This window comes from Rhizobium sp. GR12, assembly GCF_036596185.1.
Classification (GTDB): Bacteria; Pseudomonadota; Alphaproteobacteria; order Rhizobiales; family Rhizobiaceae; genus Agrobacterium; species Agrobacterium nepotum.
The window spans coordinates 138,733-154,790 of record NZ_JASXTH010000007.1 but is presented as its reverse complement, the minus strand read 5'-3'; the positions used below and the strand labels follow the sequence as shown (position 1 = coordinate 154,790).

The window sequence follows — 16,058 nt, the reverse complement described above, 5'->3', positions numbered from 1 at the left end:
ACTACCAACCGATCCGAACTGAAAGAGCGATGTCATGACCTTTGCTATCCATATGATCGACGTCTTCGGTTCCGGGCCGCTTTCCGGCAATCCGCTGGCGGTCATCACCGGTGCCGACAATCTGACGACGGATGAAATGCAGCGATTGACGCGGTGGTTCAACCTTTCCGAAACCACATTTTTGCTGCCCCCCACGCGTCCCCAGGCCGATTACCGGGTCAGGATATTCTCGCTCGACAGGGAGATGCCCTTCGCCGGACATCCCACACTGGGCAGTTGCCATGCCTGGCTCTCCGCCGGCGGCACACCCAAGAACGAAACGGGTATCGTTCAGGAATGCGGCGCGGGGTTGGTCACGATCCGGCGCGCGCATGGGCGGCTTTCCTTTGCCGCGCCGCCGCTTATCCGTTCCGGCGCACCGACGCCGGAAGAGCTGGACGAGGCTCGGCGGCTATTGGGGATCGAGTCCCGCGACATCGTCGATGCGGCCTGGATCGACAACGGTCCGGGTTGGCTGGGGATCAGGCTTGCATCGGCAGAGAAAGTGCTTGCCCTCGAACCGGTCCGCAGCTGGCCCGGCCGTATCGATGTCGGTGTGATTGGCCCCCATGCAAAAGGCGGCGAGGCCGCCTTCGAGGTGCGCGCCTTCTTCAGCGATCATCTGGGCGCCATCGCCGAGGACCCCGTCACCGGAAGCCTGAACGCCTCGCTGGCGCAGTGGTTGTTTGCCACCGGTGTGGTCGCCGAAGACTATGTGGCCGCTCAAGGGACGCGCCTTGGCCGTGACGGCCGCATTTACCTGACCCGCGACGATGGCGGCCAGATATGGGTTGGCGGCGAAACGCACACGCATGTCGAAGGCCGGTTACACGGCCTTTAAAAGACGAAAAGAAAACGAGGTGACTTGATGGATAACAGTGTTTACCGGCCCATTTCCCAACGCGTATTGGCAGATGATTGGGGACGGCTGACCAAATATGAATATGAACTCCAGCTGAGGGACGGAAGCTGGCAACGGCAGACCCGGGAGGCATATGACCGTGGCAACGGAGCGACATGCCTGTTGTATAATCCGGCAAACAATCATGTTTTGCTGACCCGCCAGTTCCGGTTGCCGGTCCTTTTGAACGGCGGCCTGGAATCACTGATTGAGACCCCCGCTGGACTGCTGGAGGGCGCAGACCCGGCGACGCGCATGCGTGCGGAACTGATGGAGGAAACCGGTTATGAGGTTTCCGAACTCACGCATCTGTTCGATATCTATATGAGCCCCGGATCGGTCACGGAATATCTGGCATTCTTCTATGGCGAATTTGCCGAGAACCATAAAGTGGGCGCTGGTGGCGGCTCCGCTGCCGAGGGGGAAGACATAGCTGTGCTCGAAATCGCCCTGCCTGAAGCAATGCAGATGATCGGCCGCGGCGATATTCGCGACGCCAAGACGATTATTCTGCTTCAGCACCTCACCATCCGGCTTTTGCAGGAAAAGCACGGGACACGCTGATCCCGACCTGCGGATTATTACGGATGCCGGTTGCAGCCGGGCTGCGGCATAAGCAGGACGATCTGGGTTTCAAGTGCCATCGTCAAAGCGGAATGCGGGAAAACCCTTGATATCCGACGGCATGACCCACACACCGCCCGAAAGAGGCACCCGGCCCAGCTGCTCTTCCGTCATATTGTGACGGTGCGACGTCACGAAAAGCGAGCCGAAATCAGGTCCGCCAAAACAGGGCATCGTTGGATGCGGAACCGGCATCTCTATTGTCCCGATCTGTCGGCTACCGTCCTCTGAGAAAATGTTCAAGACGCCGGCAGAGACGCCGGCGCTCCAATATCGGCCGCTTGAATCCAGACAGCCGCCATCAGGCCTTCCGGTCTCTTCCTCCATTTGTGCAACCAGCACGCCTTCATCGAATACGCCGTTGGTTTTGTCGAATTTCCGCTTGCGTATCCATTTCTGCACGGAGTCGCTTTGCCACATGACGGAACCGTCCTGCGAAAAGGCGAGACCGTTCGGACATGTCAGTCCGGTCTGGACGCGTTCGGCCGCGTTCTTCGTCACGCGCCAAAGCTCTCCATGGGGCTGCATCTGCGGGAGGGGCACATTGTGCATGGTACCAACCCAGAAAGCTCCATCCGGGCCGACTCGTCCGTCATTCAGCCGACAGGCAATGCCATCTGGCGCGGAAATGGAATGAAGGATGCCTACCTCACCGCTTTCCGGGTTGAGGATGAGTACACTCATTCCGCATGCGACAATCAGGTCACCGCTCCGACAGAGCCCGAGGCTGGAGACCGTTTCCGGGAACGCCCATTCACGATACTGGACACCGCCCAGACCGGAGGAACGCACCTTCCTGCCGAGAATGTCGCACCAGAACAGGATTTGGCGTCTTTCGTCCCAGACCGGGCTTTCCGCGAGAGTGCTGATTTCATCGCACAATAGTCTCGCCTGATCGATCGCAGGCGCGTTGTCGAAGTTTGCTGTTTTCATGTCTCTCGTCTGAACCATTGAATTGCGCAGCGTGGCGTTATTCGAAATATTCCTGATGTACCTCGAAGATTTGCGAAAGAATGCCGAGGACACGCCGGAGATGCTGGCGCAAATACTCCACCGCACTCTCCTCCTCACGCGCCTTGATTGCACTATAGACGGCCTCATGTTCCATCAGCAGTCTGGCCATGTGCGCTTCGTCGGTAATGGCAAGCGCCCGCAGACGGTCAAGTCCCGCCTTTTCCCGGATCAGCAAGGTCTCCAGCCTTTCGAGGCCGGTCGCGGCGGCAAGGGCGCTGTGAAACTGGTCGTCATGCACGCGGAAAGCCTTTTTGTCGCGAAGCTCTATCGCCGCGCGCTGGCCGGCCAGGGCATGCAGGATTTCCTGGTCCGCCTCGGCCGAAATGCCGGTCTGGCAGAGCCTGCGTGCTGCTGCGACCTCTAGCGCCTCACGAATGAACTGGGCGCTGCGGATATGTTTTTCCGAGAGTTTGGAAACATAAGTCCCACGGCTCGGCAGGGTAACGATCAGCCCATCGTCACGCAGCCGGCTCAAAGCCTCCCGCACCGGGGTGCGGCTGGAATTGAACGACTGACCGATCTCGTTTTCCGACACGGCCTGGCCCGGGAAAAGCTCCCGCGAAAGGATAGCCGATTTCAGCGCGGAATAAATCTGGTCCACGACCGGCCGGTTGAAGTCCAGTCTTTCCATCGTCGGCACTGTACCACCTGTCGTCGGGATTTTTGGCATGCGCTCTCCAAACGGCTCTTGTTACAACCGGTATACCGGAACACTGGTGTGTTGACAACCGGCATACCGGTATGCAAATGAATGGCCGTGGGAAGGAGGCTCCCGAATGCAAAATATCAAGACCTGCGTCATCGTTGGTGCCGGAATGGTAGCGAAGACGCATGTGCTCGCCTGTGCGGCAAGCCCTGAAAAAATTCGTTTGAAAGGTATCGTCGACGGTGGTTCCGGCCGCGCGAAAGCGCTGGCCGCCGAAGCTTCCAGACATACCGGTCATGATGTCGTCGTTTATTCGACGGTGGAAGAAGCTGCGGCTGACACCGATGTCGATTTCGCCATCATCGCGACGCCGCCCAATGCGCGTGCGGATATCGTCGGGCCGCTTGCAAGAGCCGGCAAACATATTCTTCTGGAGAAGCCAGTCGCCCGCAACACGCGGGAAGCGAGTGATCTCGTTGCGCTGTGTCGGAACGCGGGCGTCACGCTCGGCATCATTTTCCAGCACCGCATGCGGGCTGCATCGCAGAAAGCACGCGAGCTGGTCTCATCCGGCAGCCTCGGCGAACTTGGTCTTTGCGAGATTTCCGTGCCGTGGTGGCGTACCCAGGCCTATTATGACGAGCCAGGACGCGGAACGCTGGCGCGCGATGGCGGCGGTGTCCTGATATCGCAGGCCATCCATACGATAGACCTCGCACTCAGCCTTGCAGGCGGCGTTGCCCGCGTCCAGGCGATGGCAGCGACCACGCGGTTCCACAGGATGGAAACGGAAGATTATGTTTCCGCCGGCCTGCGTTTCAGGAACGGCGCGGTCGGTTCGCTGGTCGCCAGCACCGCAAGTTTTCCCGGTGCGCCCGAATCCATTCTTCTGCATTTTGATAATGCCACCCTGCGGCTCGCATCCGGCCTGCTGCACGTCGACTGGCGCGATGGCCGCCAGGAAACGTTCGGCGGCGCGGCATCCGGCACCGGCGGCGGTGCGGATCCCATGGCCTTTACGCATGAGTGGCATCAGGGCGTCTTCGAGGATTTCGTGGACGCCATCTCCTCAGGTCGCCCGCCGGTCGTCACCGGTGAGGCAGCCCTTTTGTCTCACAGACTGATCGACGCGATCATAAACTCGGCCGAAACCGGCAAAGAAGTGGAACTGCAGGATGAGTAAACCAATCAAGTTCGTGGCTCTCGGCATAGAGCACAGGCACATTTTCGGCATGGCGCAGAACCTGCTCGATGCCGGCGCACAATTTGCGGGCTGGTGGACGGAAGGCGAACCGGACGTGGTCGAAGGCTTTGTAAAGCGCTTCCCGGATGTGCCGCGCGCCGCTTCCAAAGAGGATTTGCTGGCTGATCAAAGCATAGATCTCGTCGTCATTGCCGATATTCCCTCCAAGCGCGCCGATCTTGCCATCGCCGCCATGGAAGCCGGCAAGGACGTGATGTCTGACAAGCCGGGCTGCACCACTTTCGACCAACTGGATCGCCTTCGCCAGACTGTCGCCAAGACCGGAAGAATCTGGACTGTTGATTTCTCGGAGCGCTTCGAAGTTCCCAGCGTCACCAAGGCAGCCGAACTGGTTGCGCAGGGCGCTATCGGCCGCGTCATTCAGACGGTCGGCGTGGGGCCGCACCGCCTTAACAGGCAGATCCGCCCGAAATGGTTCTTCGAACGCGAGGCTTACGGCGGCATTCTGACCGATATTGCCAGCCACCAGATCGACCAGTTCATGTTCTTCACGGGTTCGACCGAAGTTGAAATCGTTTCGGCCACCGTTGCAAATTACGCCAATCCCAAGGATCCAGGTCTTCAGGATTTCGGCGAAGTCTTGCTGCGCGGCGACCGCGGCCACGGCTACATTCGCGTTGACTGGTACACGCCGGATGCGCTGCCGACATGGGGTGACGGCCGCCTGACGATCCTCGGCACCGAAGGTTATATCGAACTGCGCAAATACGTCGATGTCGGCAATACCGAAGGCACCGACCGGCTGATCCTCGTGAACGGCGACCGTTGCGAATATATCGACGCATCCGACGCCGGCCTGCCTTACTTTGCCCGTGTGTGCGACGATATCCGCAACCGCACGGAAACGGCCATGACGCAGGAACATGTCTTCAAGGTATGCGACCTCTCGCTTCAGGCGCAGGCCAAAGCCGAAGGAACCACAGCATGATCGGCGTCGCCATTATCGGCGCCGGCATCGGCGCGCAGCATCTGAGCGGTTATCTGGCGCTGCCGGAACGTTTTACCGTCAAGGCCATCTGCGATCTGGATCTGGAACGCGCCCGCTCGGTTACGGGCGAAGGATCGTCCATTCATCTGACAACGGATCTCGACGAAGTTCTGGCCGATGACAGCATTTCACTCATCGATATCTGCCTGCCGCCGCACCTGCATTTCCCCGTCGCGCTGAAAGCGCACGCGGCCGGCAAGGACGTCGTCTGCGAAAAGCCGCTGGTGCGCTCGCTGGAAGAGGCAAGCGCACTGCTGGAATCCGTTAAGCAGACCGGAAGACAGGTTTTCCCGGTTTTCCAGTATCGTTTTGGCCACGCCTTGCGGCAGCTGCGCGCGCTTATCGACGCCGGACTTGCCGGCAAGGCCTATGTGGCAAGCTCGGAAGTGCACTGGAACCGTGGCGCGAGCTACTATGATATTCCATGGCGCGGCACCTGGAAGGGTGAATGCGGCGGCGCGATCCTCGGTCACGCCATTCATGCCCACGATCTTCTCTGCCATGTCCTAGGCCCGGTGGAACAGGTCTTCGCCATGGCTGATACACGGGTGAACAAGATCGAAACTGAAGACTGCGCCGCCATCAGCTTCCGCATGAAGAGCGGCGCGCTCGCCACCTCCTCGGTCACGCTTGGTGCTGCCGACGACACGTCCCGTCTGCGGTTCTGCTTCGAAGGCTTCACGGCCGAAAGCGGAACGCTGCCTTATCGTCCGGCGGAAGACAAATGGCACTTCACAGCGCGGGCACCGACCACGCAGGATCAGATCGACGCCGTTCTCGCAACGGTGGAAGATGGCGAAAACGGCTTTACCGGTTTCGTCGAGGCGATTGCCAATGCGATGGAGGGTCGCGAGGGCAAGGAAGTGACGATTACGGACGGCTTGCAGTCCATCGAACTCGTAACCGCCATCTACACATCGGTACAGGAGGGCACGGTCGTTCGCCTGCCGCTTACCGCTGAAAATGAACGGTTCAAGGGTTGGGCTCCGCGCGCGTCCGCCACGGCATAATCATCTAAAGGGAGGAAACCAGATGAGCAGAAAATACAGCCTGGCGTTTGCCTTGGCCTTGGGGACGGCTTCCTTTGCCGGCGCTGCCCAGGCACAGGAAGTTCGTTTCACCTGTGCCTATGACGGCAACGGCTGCGAGGTCCTGAAGGACATTCTTGCGCGTTACGAAAAACAGCATCCTGACGTCAAGATCGTCACGGATGTGGTGCCTTACAAGGCGCTTCTCGAAGGCCTGCCGGTGCAGCTGGCCGGCGGCAGCGGCCCGGATTTCGCAACCGTCACCGATCTTGGCGGCCTCAACCGCTATTATCTCGATCTGACGCCCTATGTGGATGCGAAATACTGGCAGGATAATTTCGGCGATGTGCTGAAATGGTATCGCAGCGGCCCCGACGACAAGGGCATCTATGGTATGCAGACGCAGCTTACCATCACCGGCGCCTTCATCAACCGCACCCTGTTCGATCAGGCGAAAGTCGCCGTTCCCGGCAAGGATGCGACCTTTGACGACTGGGCCAAGGCCGCAAACGAAGTGGCGAAGGCCACCGGTTCGCCGTATCCCATGGCGATCGATCGCTCCGGCCACCGTATCGCCGGTCCGGCTATTTCCTACGGTGCGAAACTTTTCGGCGCCGACGGCAAGCCGATCCTCGTCGACGAGGGTTTCACCACCTTCGTGAAGAAATTCGTCGAGTGGAACAAGGACGGCACCATGGCGCGTGACGTCTGGGCCGGCCAGGGCGGCAACACCTACCGCGACGCGGCGCAGGAATTCATCAACGGTCAGCTTGTCTATTACTATTCCGGCAGCTGGCAGACAGCGCGCTTCGACAGCCAGGTCGGCGATGCTTTCGACTGGGAAGTCGTGTCGCAGCCATGCGGACCGGCCGCCTGCACAGGCATGCCGGGCGGAACGGGAATCGTGGGCTTCAAACAGACCAAGAACCCGAAGATCGTCGCGGATATTCTGAACTTCCTCGCACAGGACGAAAATTACCTCGATTTCACCGTCCGTACCCGCAACGTCCCGGCTCAGAAGGCCGTTGGCGCCAAGGCTATCACCTACACCGGCGCGACACCGGCGACACAGAAGGCCATGAATGCATGGCTGGATCAGGTCCCCGGCATCAGCCCCATCGCCTACGCCTATCAGGGCTACAAGAACAACCGTGCGATGTTCAACATCTCCGTCCAGCGCGTCACGCAGGCGATTGTTGGCGAAAGTTCGGTTGACGACGCCATGGCGCGTGCGAAGACCGATCTTGAGGAAGCGTTGAAACAGGCGAAGTGATCCATCGCCTTCCGGCGCGGCCCTTGCCGCGCCGCGCCGGATCGAAGGAGGACCCATCAATGTACAGACTTCTCGCGCCCGTCATGGGCATCATCGAGCTGCCTTTCGCCTTCTTGCAGAAAATGCTTGGGCATCGGCGCATCGCCTGGGTGTTCCTGACACCCAATCTCCTGTTGTTTGCGGTCTTCGCTTTTTTGCCGATCATTCTCAACATGGCTTATTCAGTGACCGGCAGCGAACATATCCTGCTGTCAGAGCGTCCATCCGTGGGCGGCGAAAACTTCTCGGTCCTTCTGTCGTGCCAGAACTATTTCGATCCCAATTCCTGTCAGCGCGATCTTTTCTGGCGCGCCGTCTGGAACACGCTTTTCTTCGTCGTGTTGCAGGTCGGGTTCATGGTGGGCTTCTCGCTGATTACGGCGGTCGTTCTCAACCGTGACATCAGGGCACGCGGTTTCTTCCGCGCCGTCTTCTTCTTCCCTGTGCTGCTTTCACCGGTGGTCGTGGCGCTGATATGGAAGTGGATACTTCAGCGTTTCGGCGTCCTAAACGCTGCGCTCGATTCCCTCGGCATCGGTTCGGTGGACTGGCTGCTGGAGGCCAACCTCGCCTTCGGCTGGTCGGTATTCCTGTCCGTCTGGGCGCATATGGGCTTTTATACGCTCATTCTTCTCGCCGGCCTTCAGGCCATTCCGCGCGATGTCTATGAGGCAGCGCAGCTGGACAAGGCAAGCCCGTGGCGGATTTTCCGCCGGATCACGATGCCGCTTCTCGCCCCGACAATGCTCGTGGTTCTCGTCCTGTCGCTCATCAAGGGCGTGCAGACCTTCGACGAGGTCTTCGCGTTTACTGGCGGTGGTCCGGGTTCGGCGACCACCTTCATCATTCAATTCATCTATCAGACTGGTTTTGCCGGAACGCCGCGCAATTTCGGACTGGCCGCAGCCGCTTCGCTGCTGCTCGCCGTCGTTCTCGTGGTGTTGACCGCCCTGCAATTCCGGGCCAACAGGAGCAAAGTCGATGGCTAGGATTGGCGCATTTCTAACCCGCACACGCGGCAGAAACGGCAAACTGCACTGGACCGACTGGCTGTCCTACGCCTATCTCGGCGTTGCCGTCCTGATGATGTTCGGCCCCGTCGTCTGGCTCGTCCTGTCGTCCTTCAAGACGGAAGCCGACCTTCAGCGCTTTCCGCCACGCCTGCTTCCCTATGCGCAGGAAACGGTCGTCATCGACGGTCAAGCAGCACCTTTGCCGGCCTTCGTCGACAGGGAAGGCCGCAAGCTCGGCATGATCAGGCGCGTCGGGCTCATCGCCCAGGTGGTGGATCCGGCAAAACCCGGCGAAGTCATGAAGACGCCGTTCAATGAACTACGCCCGGCCGAGAAGGTGGCACTGGCGACGGAGAACTACACCGAACTCTTCCAGCGCTTCAACTTTCCGCTCTATTTCTGGAACTCTACCTTCATCACCGTGACGTCGACCGTCATCATGCTGATCGTCAACTCCATGGCAGCCTTCGCGCTGTCGAAATACAGCTTCAAAGGCAGAGGCGTGGTCCTGGCGCTTGTCGTCGGAACGTTGATGATCCCGCAGACCGTCGTGCTTGTGCCGCTTTTTCTCATCACCAGCCAGCTCGGCATGATCAACAGCCTGTGGGGCGTGATCATTCCAGGAGCGGCCACACCAACAGGGGTATTCCTGCTGCGCCAGTACATGCTGACCATTCCGGATGAAATCCTCGATGCGGCGCGCATGGACAAGGCCAGCGAATGGAAAATCTACTGGCGCATCATCCTGCCGCTTTCGGCACCGGCGCTGGCGGTGCTGGCCATTCTCGCCGTCATGTGGCGCTGGAACGACTTCCTGTGGCCGTTAATCGTGCTGACGCGCAACGACAATTTCACGCTGCAACTGGCGCTCAACTCCTTCCAGGGAGAAATGGCGACGGAATGGAGCAACCTGCTGGCCATGACGGTGCTGACGCTTTTGCCCATCGCACTGGTCTTCATGTTCCTGCAAAAATACATCGCCACCGGCATCGCATCGACCGGCGGTAAATAATCCTCAAGGGAGGGAATGAGACAATGGCAAGTATAGAGCTTCGTCAGGTCAAAAAAACATATGGCGCCCTCGACGTCATCAAGGGTATCGACCTCGACATCAAGCACGGCGAGTTCTGTGTTTTCGTCGGCCCTTCCGGTTGCGGAAAATCGACGCTGCTGCGCATGATCTCCGGTCTTGAGGAGCTGACCGGCGGCGATATCGTCATCGGCGGCGACGTGGTCAACGCGGTTCCCGCCGCAGATCGCGGGCTTGCGATGGTGTTCCAGTCCTATGCGCTCTACCCGCATATGACGGTTCGGGAAAACCTGTCCTTCGGCCTCGAAAACGTCGGAACGCCGAAAAAAGACATCGTCGAGAAGGTTTCACAGGTGGCCAAGATGCTGCAGATCGACCAGCTGCTTGAACGGCGGCCGAAGGATCTGTCGGGCGGCCAGCGCCAGCGCGTCGCGATCGGTCGCGCCGTCGTGCGCGAACCGCGGGTTTTCCTGTTCGACGAGCCGCTGTCGAACCTCGATGCGGAACTGCGTGTGGACATGCGTGGCGAGATTTCCAGCCTGCATCGCCGCCTCGGCAACACCATGATCTACGTGACCCACGATCAGGTCGAGGCCATGACGATGGCCGACAAGATCGCCGTGCTGCGTGCCGGAAAGCTCGAGCAGTTTGGCGTTCCTCTCGATCTCTATAATCGCCCGGCAAACCTCTTCGTTGCAGGCTTCATCGGTTCGCCGAAAATGAACTTCTTCGCGGGCGAAGTAGTAACGGACGGTCAGCCGTCCCTTAAAATCGCCACCGGCGAATTGATCCCGCTGCCGCAGAGCGGTTTTTCCTACGCGTCCGGCCAGAAGGTCACACTCGGCATCCGTCCCAACCATGTGCAACCCACACCTGATGGCGCGTTGACCATGTCCGTGCGCACGGCAGAGCAGCTTGGCGGGGAATCCTATCTCTATGGAAGCCTTGGTGACGGCAGCCATGTGACGCTGCATCTTTCGGGGCAGACCTCGACATCGGCCGGCGAAGTCATCCATATGTCGGCGCCGCTGCAACACATCCATCTCTTCGATACGAAAAGCGGGCTGACGCTGAAGCAGGACTAAGCCTCCGTCGCCACGCGCCCCGAAAGCAGGACCTTTGACATGACCGACAAAAAACTCCGTTCCGCCCGCTGGTTCGCGCCCGACGATCTGCGCAGTTTCGGCCACCGCTCGCGCATGATGCAGCTGGGCTATTCGGAGGAGGATTTTGGCGGCAAGCCCGTCATCGGCATTCTCAACACCTGGTCGGAGTTGAATACGTGTCACTCGCATTTTCCCGAACGCGTGAAGGATGTGAAACGTGGCGTCCTTCAGGCGGGCGGCTTCCCGGTCGAGATGCCGTCGCTTTCAGTCGATGAGAGTTTCACCAAGCCGACCTCGATGCTTTACCGCAACATGCTGGCGATGGAGGCGGAAGAAATGATCCGTTCGCATCCGCTTGACGGCGTGGTGTTGATGGGCGGTTGCGACAAGACGACGCCCGGCCTCGTCATGGGAGCGATCTCGGCCGGCGTGCCGATGATCTACCTGCCGGCCGGCCCGATGCTGCGCGGCAACTATGCCGGCAAGGTGCTGGGCTCCGGCTCGGACGCCTGGAAATACTGGGACGAGCGACGCGCCGGCAATGTCAGCGATGAGGAATGGCGCGGCGTGCAGGGCGGCATTGCCCGCTCCGCCGGTGTTTGCATGACCATGGGCACGGCATCGACCATGACGGCGATAACCGATGCGCTCGGCCTCACTTTGCCGGGCGCTTCCTCCATCCCCGCCGTGGATGCCGAACACCAGCGCATGTCGGCCGCCTGCGGCCGGCGCATCGTGGAAATGGTGGCGGAAGACCTGACGCCGGATCGCATTCTCACCGCCCCCGCGGTGCGCAATGCCGCCATCGTCGCCATGGCGACCGGCTGCTCCACCAATGCCGTCGTGCATCTGATCGCCATGGCGCGCCGCGCCGGCGTGCCGTTGACGCTCGACGAACTGGACGAACTCGGCCGCGTCACGCCGCTCATCGCCAATGTCCGCCCCTCCGGCAAAGATTATCTGATGGAGGATTTTTATTATGCGGGCGGCCTGCGGGCCCTGATGAAGCAGATCGAAAGCCGGCTGGACTGTTCCGTGCTCACCGTCACCGGCCGCAGTATGGGCGAAAACCTCGAAGGCGCGCGGGTCTATAATGACGACGTCATCCGTTCGCTGGATAATCCCGTTTACGCGGAAGGATCGCTTGCCGTCCTGCGCGGCAATCTCTGCCCGGATGGCGCGGTCATCAAACCCGCCGCCTGCGACCCGAAACTCCATGTCCATGAAGGCCCGGCACTGGTCTTCGACAGCTATCCCGAGATGAAGGCGGCAATCGACGATGAAAATCTGGATGTGACGCCCGATCACGTTCTGGTTCTGCGCAATGCCGGTCCGCTGGGTGGCCCTGGCTTTCCCGAATGGGGCATGCTGCCCATCCCCAAGGCGCTCATCAAGAAGGGCCATCGCGACATGGTCCGCATCTCCGATGCCCGCATGTCCGGCACCTCCTACGGCGCCTGCGTTCTTCATGTTGCGCCGGAAAGCTTTGTCGGCGGCCCGCTTGCGCTCCTAAAGACTGGCGATATCGTGCGGCTCGATCTGCCGCAACGTCGTCTCGACATGCTGGTCAGCGAAGAGGAAATCGCACGCCGCCGAGCCGCATGGCAGGCGCCGCCGCCGCGTTACGAGCGCGGTTATGGCTACATCTTCTCGAAACACGTTACCCAGGCGGATGCCGGATGCGATTTCGATTTCCTGCAGACCGATTTCGGCCGCACCGCCGGCGAACCAGACATATTCTGATACGAGAGCGCACAAAAATGATGAAACGTTTGCTGATAACGGGCGCCGGCGGCAAGCTGGGCAACATGTTGCGCGGCAGGCTCGGCCACCTTGCCGAAGTCATCCGTCTTTCGGATGTCGTTGATATGGGCGCGGCGGCCGCGAATGAAGAGATCGTTCGCTGCTCTCTGGAAGACGAGGCCGCTGTCCATGCGCTGGTGAAGGATTGCGACGGCATCGTCCATCTCGGCGGCATCTCCGTCGAAAAGGCTTACGACCCCATCGAGGCCGCCAATCTGCGCGGTGTCTATAATCTTTACGAGGCAGCAAGGCTCAACGGCTTGCCGCGCATCCTGTTCGCCTCCAGCAACCACACGATCGGATATTATCCGCAGGGTGAGCAGCTGTCGCCGCAAACGCCGTTTCTGCCGGATGGCCTCTACGGCGTTTCAAAGATTTTCGGCGAGGCGATGGCGAGCCTCTACCATTCCAAGTTCGGACAGGAGACGGCCATCGTGCGCATCGGCTCCTGCGAGGAGAAGCCCAGCAACTGGCGCATGTTGTCCACCTGGCTAAGCCACGACGATCTGGTGTCCCTGGTCGAGGCGGTGTTCCGCGCGCCAAAACTCGGTTGCCCGGTCATCTGGGGCGTCTCCGCCAATGACGACAGCTGGTGGGATAACTCCCATGTCGATTTTCTCGGCTGGCAGCCGCGCGACAACGCCGCAAGCTTCCGGGGCGATATCGAACGCGACGTTCCACGCCCCGGCCCCGATGCCGCAATCGCGAAATACCAGGGCGGCGTTTTCATAGACGAGCCGATCCACAAAAACTGATGTGCAGACACTTACGTCATTCGAGGAGATTATGATGAATACAGAAACCCGGGAAAAACTGATGACGGTTTCCGTCGCCACGCTCGCGACCGCACTATACAAGCGCGGCCTGCGAAACCAGGTCATTCAGGGTGTCCATCCGCTTGGCCACAAGGGCGCGAACATGGTTGGGCCTGCTTTTACCCTGCGTTACATGCCCGCCCGCGAGGACCGCAACCAACTGGTGGAATTCCGCAACCCCGCGCATCCCCAGCGCGTCGCCATCGAAACCTGCCCGCCCGGCCATGTACTGGTCATGGATAGCCGCAAAGACCCGAGTGCTGCATCTGCTGGCGATATTCTCATCACGCGCCTGATGGTGCGTGGTGCGGCCGGCGTGGTCACGGATGGCGGTTTCCGCGATGCGGCAACGATTGCGGAACTGGATATACCTGCCTATCACAACCGCCCGTCCAGCCCCACCAATCTCACGAAACACGAAGCGATTGAAATCAACGGCCCGATAGGCTGCGGGGACGCCCCGATTTTCCCCGGCGATATCATCGTCGGCGATGCGGATTGCGTCATCGTCATCCCCGCCGGAATTGCCGATGAAGTAGCGGCGGAAGCGGTGGAAATGACCGCTTACGAAGATTTCGTCGTCGAACAGGTCAAGGGCGGCGCAACCATCATCGGCCTTTACCCCTGCACAAAGGACGAGCACCAGAAGGCATTCGCCATATGGCGCGAACAGAGAGACGGTTCGGGAAAATCGAACGGTTGAGATAAGCATCCTTTGCCATCGATGATCTGATGGAGAACTCCGCATGGGTGGTATCCGCCCATGCGGGCGAGTTCGTGGGCGTCCTCCGAACTGCGCCACCCACTGCGTATTCCACGCATGCGCCGCGGCTCTTCGGATGGCCCGCCATGCAACCAGCTACATCTCTCAGATTTGATGTCCATTTGACCCGTTCAGCAACTGATGCGCTGCAACGGGCACGCAACGTCATTTTGTTCTGTGCCATGGCGATATCCAACATCAAATATTGCGATATCCGTCGTCTTCTTAAAGCATCTTGCCAGCGGTCGGTCGACGAGGTCCGGTTTGCGGCGAAATTTCGGATGCAGCGCTTTCTGCGCCACACCCCGCTTTGTGAGTGACGACGATGTCCAGTTTGAAAGCCCCCTTCTTCACCGACGATGCCGTCGCCAGTCCTTTTTGGTGGGATGAGGCCCGTCCGGATAAATCCAGCGCCGACGACATTTCCTCCTTCACTGAAGTCGCAATCATCGGCGGTGGTTTCACGGGTCTTAATGCGGCCCTTGTTCTGGCCAGGGCGGGCAAGCAGGTCACTGTTTACGACGCTGATGCGCCGGGCTGGGGCGCTTCGTCGCGAAACGGTGGCTTCCTCGGGCCGGGATGGGCATTCTTCGACCCGGCATTGACCTACGGCACAGACATGGCCCGGCGGGTCGTTGAGGAGAGTTTTGAATCGCTGCAATATGTTAAGGACGTCGTCGCAAAGGAACAGATCGCGTGCGACCTCAAAGTAGTCGGATATTTCAAGGGAGCAATGACCCCACGTATCTACGACAGCCTGGGCAGCAACATAGAGCGTATTCGCAAAGTGCTGCCGTGCGACGCCTACATGGTTCCACGTTCAGAACAGCATAGGGAAGTCGGTTCCGATCTCTATCATGGCGGGGTGGCCATGCCTGGTTATGCCGGGCTTCATCCAGCAAAATATGTCAAAGGCCTGGCGGAAGCCGCCCAACGCCTCGGCGTACGCGTCTTCAGCAATGCCCGCGTAACCGATCTTCAGCAGCAAGGCGGTGCCTTTGCATTCAAGGTCCTCGGTCGGGATGTCACGGCACGCCAAGTTCTGATAGCGACCAACGGTTATAGCGGCGGGCTGCTGCCGTATCTCAAGCGGCGCATCATCCCGGTAGGTAGCGGCTTGGTCGCGACGGAACGGCTGCCACCGAAGCTCATGAGCAAGCTGATGCCAAAACGGCAAATGCTTGCCGGCAGCCAGCGCGTCGTGACTTATTATCGCCCTTCACCAGATGGGACGCGCATCATACTGGGCGGACGCGTTCTCGACATGAGCGGGACGGTAAAAAGCAACTCGGCAAACGCAACCTATCTTCGCAGCCTCCTTGTCAGGATCTTTCCGGAATTGGAGGCGCACAAAATCAGCCACTACTGGCACGGCCAATTGGGGTTCACCTTCGATCACTTTCCGCACGTCGACACCATTGACGGAATGTTTTTCGCCGGCGGTTACAATGGCACAGGCGTGGCGCGCTCCAGCTGGCTCGGTGGAAAAATCGCCAACAAAATGCTCGGTAATGACCAGGGCAAGACGGTGTACAGCGAACTCAGCTTCGAGACCCGCCCTTACTTCAACGGTAAGCCCTGGTTTCTTCCATTAGCCGTTTGGTATTATGGAATGCGGGACCGGTGGGACCAGAGGTGATCGCCCGGGCATCCCGTCTACGAAGACACAGCTGTTGAATTGGCACGGCGGAGGAATGGGCGCAGCCAGCCTG

The 16,058-nt window shown here is 59.8% G+C and carries 16 protein-coding genes; 14 read left to right on the top strand and 2 right to left on the bottom strand.

Going from position 1 to position 16,058, the window contains the following annotated elements; genetic code table 11:
* Nucleotides 1-34: 34 nt before the first annotated feature.
* Together QSK43_RS14020 and QSK43_RS14015 are read left to right on the top strand one after the other, a co-directional pair.
* On the top strand, nt 35-880 hold the full coding sequence (locus QSK43_RS14020) for a PhzF family phenazine biosynthesis protein (RefSeq protein WP_332303933.1): 846 nt from the start codon (nt 35-37) through the stop codon (nt 878-880).
* A gap of 27 nt (nt 881-907) precedes the next feature.
* Nucleotides 908-1,504 carry an NUDIX domain-containing protein gene (locus QSK43_RS14015; protein ID WP_332303932.1) on the top strand — a complete coding sequence of 199 codons (597 nt, stop codon included), beginning with the start codon at nt 908-910 and terminating at the stop codon, nt 1,502-1,504.
* Between the two features lie 69 nt (nt 1,505-1,573).
* Here QSK43_RS14015 and QSK43_RS14010 read toward each other — a convergent pair whose 3' ends face one another.
* Complete coding sequence (locus QSK43_RS14010; protein WP_332303931.1) at nt 1,574-2,497, bottom strand: SMP-30/gluconolactonase/LRE family protein; 924 nt, start codon at nt 2,495-2,497, stop codon at nt 1,574-1,576.
* Nucleotides 2,498-2,534: 37 nt separating this feature from the next.
* Entirely contained in the window at nt 2,535-3,248 is a 714-nt protein-coding gene (locus QSK43_RS14005; RefSeq protein ID WP_332303930.1) for a GntR family transcriptional regulator, read from the bottom strand.
* Nucleotides 3,249-3,354: 106 nt separating this feature from the next.
* Between QSK43_RS14005 and QSK43_RS14000 the strand changes: the two genes are divergently transcribed.
* The 12 genes from QSK43_RS14000 (at nt 3,355) to QSK43_RS13945 (ending at nt 15,985) form a co-directional block, all read left to right on the top strand.
* Entirely contained in the window at nt 3,355-4,407 is a 1,053-nt protein-coding gene (locus QSK43_RS14000) for a Gfo/Idh/MocA family protein (protein ID WP_332303929.1), read from the top strand.
* Complete coding sequence (locus QSK43_RS13995; RefSeq protein ID WP_332303928.1) at nt 4,400-5,416, top strand: Gfo/Idh/MocA family protein; 1,017 nt, start codon at nt 4,400-4,402, stop codon at nt 5,414-5,416. Before QSK43_RS14000 ends, QSK43_RS13995 begins: the two co-directional genes overlap by 8 nt.
* Entirely contained in the window at nt 5,413-6,486 is a 1,074-nt protein-coding gene (locus QSK43_RS13990) for a Gfo/Idh/MocA family protein (RefSeq protein ID WP_332303927.1), read from the top strand. The genes QSK43_RS13995 and QSK43_RS13990 overlap by 4 nt, the downstream gene beginning before the upstream one ends.
* 22 nt (nt 6,487-6,508) lie before the next feature.
* A complete protein-coding gene (locus QSK43_RS13985) occupies nt 6,509-7,777 on the top strand; it encodes an ABC transporter substrate-binding protein (protein WP_332303926.1) in 1,269 nt (422 codons plus the stop codon).
* Nucleotides 7,778-7,836: 59 nt separating this feature from the next.
* Nucleotides 7,837-8,805 carry a carbohydrate ABC transporter permease gene (locus tag QSK43_RS13980; protein WP_332303925.1) on the top strand — a complete coding sequence of 323 codons (969 nt, stop codon included), beginning with the start codon at nt 7,837-7,839 and terminating at the stop codon, nt 8,803-8,805.
* Entirely contained in the window at nt 8,798-9,841 is a 1,044-nt protein-coding gene (locus QSK43_RS13975) for a carbohydrate ABC transporter permease (protein WP_332303924.1), read from the top strand. Before QSK43_RS13980 ends, QSK43_RS13975 begins: the two co-directional genes overlap by 8 nt.
* A gap of 23 nt (nt 9,842-9,864) precedes the next feature.
* Nucleotides 9,865-10,944 carry an ABC transporter ATP-binding protein gene (locus QSK43_RS13970; protein WP_332303923.1) on the top strand — a complete coding sequence of 360 codons (1,080 nt, stop codon included), beginning with the start codon at nt 9,865-9,867 and terminating at the stop codon, nt 10,942-10,944.
* 39 nt (nt 10,945-10,983) lie between these two features.
* Nucleotides 10,984-12,708 (top strand): L-arabinonate dehydratase, encoded by a 1,725-nt coding sequence (gene araD / locus QSK43_RS13965; protein WP_332303922.1) that lies wholly within the window; start codon nt 10,984-10,986, stop codon nt 12,706-12,708.
* 17 nt (nt 12,709-12,725) lie between these two features.
* Nucleotides 12,726-13,523, top strand: a complete 798-nt coding sequence (locus QSK43_RS13960; RefSeq protein ID WP_332303921.1) for an NAD-dependent epimerase/dehydratase family protein — start codon at nt 12,726-12,728, stop codon at nt 13,521-13,523.
* Between the two features lie 34 nt (nt 13,524-13,557).
* On the top strand, nt 13,558-14,286 hold the full coding sequence (locus tag QSK43_RS13955; RefSeq protein WP_332303920.1) for a ribonuclease activity regulator RraA: 729 nt from the start codon (nt 13,558-13,560) through the stop codon (nt 14,284-14,286).
* Nucleotides 14,287-14,432: 146 nt separating this feature from the next.
* Nucleotides 14,433-14,666 carry a hypothetical protein gene (locus QSK43_RS13950; RefSeq protein WP_332303919.1) on the top strand — a complete coding sequence of 78 codons (234 nt, stop codon included), beginning with the start codon at nt 14,433-14,435 and terminating at the stop codon, nt 14,664-14,666.
* Nucleotides 14,667-14,671: 5 nt separating this feature from the next.
* Nucleotides 14,672-15,985, top strand: a complete 1,314-nt coding sequence (locus QSK43_RS13945) for an NAD(P)/FAD-dependent oxidoreductase (protein ID WP_332303918.1) — start codon at nt 14,672-14,674, stop codon at nt 15,983-15,985.
* Nucleotides 15,986-16,058 lie beyond the last annotated feature (73 nt).

Coding starts and splice junctions, on each gene's coding strand:
- QSK43_RS14020 (WP_332303933.1), top strand. CDS start 35: ATGACCTTTGCTATCCATATGATCGACGTCTTCGGTTCCGGGCCGCTT.
- QSK43_RS14015 (WP_332303932.1), top strand. CDS start 908: ATGGATAACAGTGTTTACCGGCCCATTTCCCAACGCGTATTGGCAGAT.
- QSK43_RS14010 (WP_332303931.1), bottom strand. CDS start 2,497: ATGAAAACAGCAAACTTCGACAACGCGCCTGCGATCGATCAGGCGAGA.
- QSK43_RS14005 (WP_332303930.1), bottom strand. CDS start 3,248: ATGCCAAAAATCCCGACGACAGGTGGTACAGTGCCGACGATGGAAAGA.
- QSK43_RS14000 (WP_332303929.1), top strand. CDS start 3,355: ATGCAAAATATCAAGACCTGCGTCATCGTTGGTGCCGGAATGGTAGCG.
- QSK43_RS13995 (WP_332303928.1), top strand. CDS start 4,400: ATGAGTAAACCAATCAAGTTCGTGGCTCTCGGCATAGAGCACAGGCAC.
- QSK43_RS13990 (WP_332303927.1), top strand. CDS start 5,413: ATGATCGGCGTCGCCATTATCGGCGCCGGCATCGGCGCGCAGCATCTG.
- QSK43_RS13985 (WP_332303926.1), top strand. CDS start 6,509: ATGAGCAGAAAATACAGCCTGGCGTTTGCCTTGGCCTTGGGGACGGCT.
- QSK43_RS13980 (WP_332303925.1), top strand. CDS start 7,837: ATGTACAGACTTCTCGCGCCCGTCATGGGCATCATCGAGCTGCCTTTC.
- QSK43_RS13975 (WP_332303924.1), top strand. CDS start 8,798: ATGGCTAGGATTGGCGCATTTCTAACCCGCACACGCGGCAGAAACGGC.
- QSK43_RS13970 (WP_332303923.1), top strand. CDS start 9,865: ATGGCAAGTATAGAGCTTCGTCAGGTCAAAAAAACATATGGCGCCCTC.
- araD (WP_332303922.1), top strand. CDS start 10,984: ATGACCGACAAAAAACTCCGTTCCGCCCGCTGGTTCGCGCCCGACGAT.
- QSK43_RS13960 (WP_332303921.1), top strand. CDS start 12,726: ATGATGAAACGTTTGCTGATAACGGGCGCCGGCGGCAAGCTGGGCAAC.
- QSK43_RS13955 (WP_332303920.1), top strand. CDS start 13,558: ATGAATACAGAAACCCGGGAAAAACTGATGACGGTTTCCGTCGCCACG.
- QSK43_RS13950 (WP_332303919.1), top strand. CDS start 14,433: ATGCAACCAGCTACATCTCTCAGATTTGATGTCCATTTGACCCGTTCA.
- QSK43_RS13945 (WP_332303918.1), top strand. CDS start 14,672: ATGTCCAGTTTGAAAGCCCCCTTCTTCACCGACGATGCCGTCGCCAGT.